Genomic DNA, 5,594 nt, shown 5'->3' with positions numbered 1-5,594 from the left:
GGCACGGCGTGCACCGCCGGTTGCGGGAGGAATCCCCACGCGAGGAGGGCGACGCCAAGGGCCGCCGGAATATTACGGTTCATGCCGACGTTAGACCGGGCTGGGGCAAATAGGTTTAAGGGCGTCCGCGCCGAGGCAGCGGGGGCCGGTCGCCGCGTCCAACGAGCCCAGACGATGGGCAGCCTGCTCAAGAGCATCGTGACGGGCGTGGTCGTGGCCGTCATCGTGACCATGATGCTCAGCGAGCTCGGCGCCAACATCGGCCCGGTGATCGCCAGCGCCGGCATCATCGGTGTCGCCCTCGGCTTCGGCGCACAGAGCCTGGTCAAGGACTTCCTGTCGGGCATCTTCATGATCTTCGAGGACCAGTACGGCGTCGGCGACGTCGTCGACCTGGGGGAGGCGAGCGGCACCATCGAAGCCGTCAGCCTCCGCGTCACCCGACTGCGTGATGTCAACGGCACGGTCTGGTACGTCCGCAACGGCGAGATCATCCGCGTCGGGAACATGAGCCAGAACTGGGCGCGCACCGTCCTGGACATCAATGTCGCGTACGGCGAGGACCTGGCCAACGTCCGGCGGGTGCTGCAGGACGTGGCGCACGAGCTGTGGCTCGAGGAGGACTTCAAGGGGCTCATCATCGAGGAGCCCGAGGTCTGGGGCGTCGAGCAGCTGGGCATCGACGGGGTGGCCGTGCGGGTGACGCTGAAGACTGCCCCGATGGAGCAGTGGGCCGTGGCTCGCGCGATGCGGGAGCGGATCAAGGCCCGCTTCGACTACGAGGGCATCGAGATGCCGTTCACGCACCGCGTGGTCTGGCACCGGGACCGTCCCGAGCCGGCGACCGAGGGCGCCGTACCCGAGGACGAGTCGCGGTAACGACGGCCACGTCAGGCGAGGGCGGCGTCCAGGGTGATCGGCACGGCGGACAGCGCCTGCGAGACCGGGCAGCCCGCCTTGGCCGCCTCGGCGAGCTCGACGAACTTGTCGTTGTCGATGCCGTCGACGACGCCACGGACCGTCAGCTTGATGCCGGTGATGCCGGTGCCGGGCGTGAAGTCGACCGCCGCGGTGGTGTCGAGCGACGTCGCCGGGGTCTCGTTGCTGGCCAGGCCGTTGGAGAACGCCATCGAGAAGCAGGACGAGTGTGCAGCCGCGATCAGCTCCTCGGGGCTGGTCTTGCCGTTGGCCTCCTCGGCGCGCGAGGGCCAGGACACGTCATAGGTGCCGAGTCCGGAGGACTCGAGGGTGACCTTGCCGGCGCCCTCGAACAGGGTGCCTTCCCAGTGGGTGCTCGCGGTACGGGTGGTGGGCATGAGTGCTCCTTGCGGGTGGGGACAGTGGTGGTCACCCGAGTCTTCCACGCCCGCCCGACCGGCTCTCCCCCACGCAGGACACAATGGCGGCCGTGAGCACCTTCTACGACGAGATCGGCGGCGAGGCGACGATTCGCCAGATCGTGCACACGTTCTACGCAGGCGTGGCAGACGACCCGCTGCTACGACCGCTGTATCCCGAGGAGGACCTCCGCCCGGCCCAGGAGCGCTTCACGTTGTTCCTCATGCAGTACTGGGGAGGCCCGACGACCTACTCCGAGACGCGTGGCCACCCGCGGCTGCGGATGCGGCACGCGCCCTTCGCCGTGACACCGGACGCCGCGCAGCGCTGGCTCGTGCACTTCCGCGAGGGTCTCGACGCCGCGGCTCTCACGCCCGCGCAGGACGAGCAGTTCTGGGGCTACGTCACCCACGCCGCGCAGTTCATGGTCAACACGCTCGAGTGACGCTCAGGCGTTGAGCGCCGCGAGCATCGTGTCGCGGTACGCCGCCGGCGGCTCGACCGAGCGCTGCGTCGCGGAGTCGAAGCAGACCAGCACGACACGCGCCCTCGACAGCAGGGTGTCGCCGTCTCGGATCTCCGATTCGATGGTGAACGACTTCGTGCCGACGTGAGTGATCCGCGAGTGCACGTCGTAGGGCTCGAGCCGGAACAGGATCGGCACCTTGTAGTCCACGTCGGTCTGGGCCACCACGACGTGCAGGTCACCGCCGTCGGCGTGTTCGCGGCCGAGGCGCTCCATCATCGGGATCCGCGCCTCCTGGAAGTACTCGAAGTACTTCACGTTGTTGACATGGCCGTAGACGTCCACGTCGGAGAAACGCACGTGCAGCGGGTAGTGGCCGGGCTCCCACGGCTCCAGCGGGGGGATCTTCGCCGACGCCGGCAGCGGCTCCTCGAGGAAGGGGGCGAGCGTGTCCTTCTCCTCGGGGCTCAGCCGCCGGGGGCGCTCGGTCGCGAAGACGTACGGCGTGAGGACGGTGCTGGCCCGAAGGTGGACCACGCGTCCCTCGGGCGTCTCGTCGAAGATCTCGTAGGCCATGGTGAAGCTGGCAGCCCGGATCGAGGTGACCCAGCACTCGATGCTGATGGGCCGGAACCGGAACCTCAGCGGGGCTCGGTAGGTGACCTCGTGCCGGACCACGACGACACCCTCGGCGAGGTCCTCGCCGTCGGTCCCGTCCTCGCCCCGGCGGACCGCCGGGCCGTGGCTGCGCATCATGTCGACGCGGGCCTCCTGGAGGTAGTCGACATAGACCACGTTGTTCACGTGGCCCAGCAGGTCCAGGTCGGCCCAGCGCATCGGGCACTGATAGAGGTGGCGCACGCCTCGATGGTGTCAGAGCCGCGCCGTCCGCACGTCAGTGCGTGAGTGGGAGGCCTCAGTGGGCGCCGAGGAGGTTGCCGTAGTAGGCGGGGATCGACTCGTGGCGAGCGACGCGGACCTTGCGGTTGCTGGCGAAGAACTCGGTGCCGGCGGCAAGGGCGAGCAGCGCGGCGAGGCCGGCGACGGCGAACACGGCGAAGACGAGGGGGGTGAGGTTGACCAGTTCGAAGCTCATGTGACTTCCTTTCTACGTCTGTAGAATCTCTACATATGTAGAAGATACGCTCGAGCCCGTACAGACGCAAGCCCGCGGGTAGTGTCGTGCCTCACTCAGCTTGGAGGGAGGCGTCATGACCGCGTCACCACGAGAGCCCCAGGAGCTCTCCGCCCGTCGACGGCAGATCCTCGACTCCGCGGTGACGGTGCTGGCCACCCAGGGCTGGCGCGGCCTGACACACCGGGCGATCGACCGGGCGGCCGGTCTGCCCGAGGGCTCGAGCTCGGCGTACTACCGCTCGCGCAGCGCCCTGCAGTCCGCGATGGCGGCGTACGTCGTGTGGCAGCTCGCCAACGACGTCGAGGCCCTGGCCTCGGAACTGGCCGAGCAGCCGGGTGACCATGACCACGCCGTGGCCGCGACCAGCGCGACCTTCCAACGCTGGCTCGACGAGTCCGACCTGCTCAAGGCCAGGCTCGAGCTCACCCTCGCGGCCGCGCGCGACGACGACCTGGCGGCGCAGTTGCGTGACTCGCGCCAGGGCCTGACCACCATCGTCGACGACATCCTCGTCCGTGGCGGACACCCTCACGCCGCGGGCGTCTCGGCCACCATCGTGGCGGCCGTCGACGGCGTACTCATCGCTGCCCTGCTCCGCCCTCCCCCGCAGCGAGCGGGCTTCGTCGCGGACAGCCTCGACCTGCTCCTCGGATCGCTGGTCGAGGGCCGTTCGGCTCCTTGAGAGCCCCGCCAGCCGACCCGCGCCGCGTTCCGAGCGGACGACTAGGGTGGTCGGCGCATCCCATCAGACGTTCGAGAATCGGAGTTACTCCATGCCCGAGGCAGTCATCGTTTCCGTCGCCCGATCCCCCATCGGCCGGGCCAACAAGGGATCCCTCAAGGACTTCCGGCCCGACGAGCTGACCGCGCTGATCGTGAAGACCGCCCTGGACAAGATCCCTGCCCTCGATCGCAGGACGGTCGACGACCTCTACCTCGGGTGCGGCCTGCCCGGCGGCGAGATGGGCAACAACATGGGTCGCATCGTCAACGTTCTCAACGACATGGACGAGGTCCCCGGCGCGACGATCACCCGCTACTGCGCGTCCTCGGTTCAGACCACCCGGATGGCCTTCCACGCGATCAAGGCCGGCGAGGGTGACGTCTTCATCTCGGCCGGGGTGGAGACCGTCTCGCGCTTCGCGAAGGGCACCTCCGACCACATCCCCGGCACGCGCAACGAGGTCTTCTCCGACGCGCAGGCCCGCACGGAGAAGCTCGCCCAGGGCGGCCAGGACTGGCAGGACCCGCGAGCGGACGGCCTCCTCCCCGACGCCTACATCGCGATGGGACAGACGGCGGAGAACGTCGCGCGGATGCGCGGCCTCGACCGTGTGGAGCTCGACGAGTTCGCAGTGCGCTCGCAGAACCTCGCCGAGAAGGCCATCAACGACGGCTTCTGGGCTCGCGAGATCACTCCCGTGACGACTCCCGACGGCACGGTCGTCTCGGCCGACGACGGCCCGCGCGCCGGCGTCACGTACGACGCGATCGCCAGCCTGCAGCCGGTGTTCCGTCCCGACGGCGTGGTCACGGCGGGCAACTGCTGCGCATTGAACGACGGTGCGGCCGCCGTCGTCATCATGTCTGACACCCGGGCCGCCGAGCTCGGGCTCACGCCGATCGCGCGCATCGTGTCCACGGGCGTCTCCGGTCTCTCGCCCGAGATCATGGGCCTCGGCCCGGTCGAGGCGACGAGGCGCGCGCTCGCGAACGCCGACATGAGCATCGGCGACATCGACCTGGTCGAGATCAACGAGGCGTTCGCAGCGCAGGTCGTGCCGTCCTACCAGGACCTGGGCATCGACCTCGACCGCCTCAACGTCAACGGGGGCGCGATCGCCGTGGGGCACCCCTTCGGCATGACCGGCGCCCGTTTGCAGAACACCCTGCTCAACTCGCTGGAGTGGCACGACAAGACCACCGGCCTGATCACGATGTGCGTGGGTGGCGGCCAGGGCATGGCGCTGATCCTCGAGCGCCTGAGCTGACCCACCCGTCCGCTGCCGACGGCGGGCAACACATCGGTCACGGTCCGCGGGTTTCTCCGCCAACCCCCGGCGGCGGTGGTTACCCTCGGGTCAGCACCGCTCCGCTGGGGCGGCGGCAACTCACGGGAGATCAACGCACATGGGCACCTCGGCTCCAGAACCACGCTGGCTCGACGAAGCGCAACAGCGTTCGTGGCGTGCCCTCGTCATCGGCACCACGCTGCTGATGGACCGCCTCGATGACGACCTGCGTCGCGGCTTCAACATCTCGCTGACCGAGTACGAGATCCTCGTGCGCCTCTCCGAGCGGCCCGGACGCAACATGCGGATGGCGCAGCTCGCCGACGCACTGGCCCACTCGCGCAGCCGAGTCACCCACACGGTCGACCGGATGCAGAAGGCCGGCTACGTCGTCCGCGGCACCACGCCCGAGGACGGCCGGGGCATCGTCGCAACCATGACCGACAAGGGCTTCGAGCTGCTCCAGGAGGCCGCACCCCTGCACGTGGAGGGTGTGCGCTCCTACCTCGTGGACGTCGCCGACCCGGCCGACTTCGGCGCCCTCGGCCGGGCGATGGACGCCGTCACCGACCAACTCATCGCCGGTCACCCGGAGATGGAACTCCGCTGACCCCGTCGCGAGCCATGCATCGCTAGCGCA

At 69.1% G+C, this 5,594-nt stretch carries 8 protein-coding genes; 5 read left to right on the top strand and 3 right to left on the bottom strand.

Annotation, left to right across the window (positions count from 1 at the left end; all coding sequences use genetic code 11):
* Window positions 1-174 precede the first annotated feature (174 nt).
* Window positions 175-879, top strand: a complete 705-nt coding sequence (locus RMO85_RS15960; protein WP_310529709.1) for a mechanosensitive ion channel family protein — start codon at window positions 175-177, stop codon at window positions 877-879.
* Between the two features lie 11 nt (window positions 880-890).
* Here RMO85_RS15960 and RMO85_RS15955 read toward each other — a convergent pair whose 3' ends face one another.
* On the bottom strand, window positions 891-1,316 hold the full coding sequence (locus RMO85_RS15955; RefSeq protein WP_310529708.1) for an OsmC family protein: 426 nt from the start codon (window positions 1,314-1,316) through the stop codon (window positions 891-893).
* 83 nt (window positions 1,317-1,399) lie between these two features.
* Here RMO85_RS15955 and RMO85_RS15950 point away from each other — a divergent pair, with 83 nt between their 5' ends.
* Window positions 1,400-1,783, top strand: a complete 384-nt coding sequence (locus RMO85_RS15950; protein ID WP_310529707.1) for a globin — start codon at window positions 1,400-1,402, stop codon at window positions 1,781-1,783.
* Between the two features lie 3 nt (window positions 1,784-1,786).
* On the opposite strand, the gene RMO85_RS15945 is transcribed toward RMO85_RS15950, so the two are convergent.
* Window positions 1,787-2,665 carry a thioesterase family protein gene (locus RMO85_RS15945; protein ID WP_310529706.1) on the bottom strand — a complete coding sequence of 293 codons (879 nt, stop codon included), beginning with the start codon at window positions 2,663-2,665 and terminating at the stop codon, window positions 1,787-1,789.
* Window positions 2,666-2,720: 55 nt separating this feature from the next.
* Complete coding sequence (locus RMO85_RS15940; protein ID WP_310529705.1) at window positions 2,721-2,900, bottom strand: hypothetical protein; 180 nt, start codon at window positions 2,898-2,900, stop codon at window positions 2,721-2,723.
* 115 nt (window positions 2,901-3,015) lie between these two features.
* On the opposite strand from RMO85_RS15940, the gene RMO85_RS15935 reads away from it, so the two are divergent.
* From RMO85_RS15935 to RMO85_RS15925, 3 genes are all read left to right on the top strand, one after another.
* Window positions 3,016-3,624 carry a hypothetical protein gene (locus RMO85_RS15935; protein ID WP_310529704.1) on the top strand — a complete coding sequence of 203 codons (609 nt, stop codon included), beginning with the start codon at window positions 3,016-3,018 and terminating at the stop codon, window positions 3,622-3,624.
* A 91-nt stretch (window positions 3,625-3,715) separates the two neighbouring features.
* Window positions 3,716-4,933: an acetyl-CoA C-acetyltransferase gene (locus tag RMO85_RS15930; RefSeq protein ID WP_310529703.1), complete on the top strand. Its 1,218-nt coding sequence runs from the start codon at window positions 3,716-3,718 to the stop codon at window positions 4,931-4,933.
* A 139-nt stretch (window positions 4,934-5,072) separates the two neighbouring features.
* Window positions 5,073-5,564 carry a MarR family transcriptional regulator gene (locus tag RMO85_RS15925; protein WP_310529702.1) on the top strand — a complete coding sequence of 164 codons (492 nt, stop codon included), beginning with the start codon at window positions 5,073-5,075 and terminating at the stop codon, window positions 5,562-5,564.
* The last annotated feature ends 30 nt before the right edge of the window (window positions 5,565-5,594 follow it).

The organism is Nocardioides sp., from assembly GCF_031422975.1.
Classification (GTDB): domain Bacteria; phylum Actinomycetota; class Actinomycetes; order Propionibacteriales; family Nocardioidaceae; genus Nocardioides.
The sequence above is the reverse complement of the archived record's forward strand: the minus strand, read 5'-3'. Positions and strand labels throughout refer to the sequence as shown.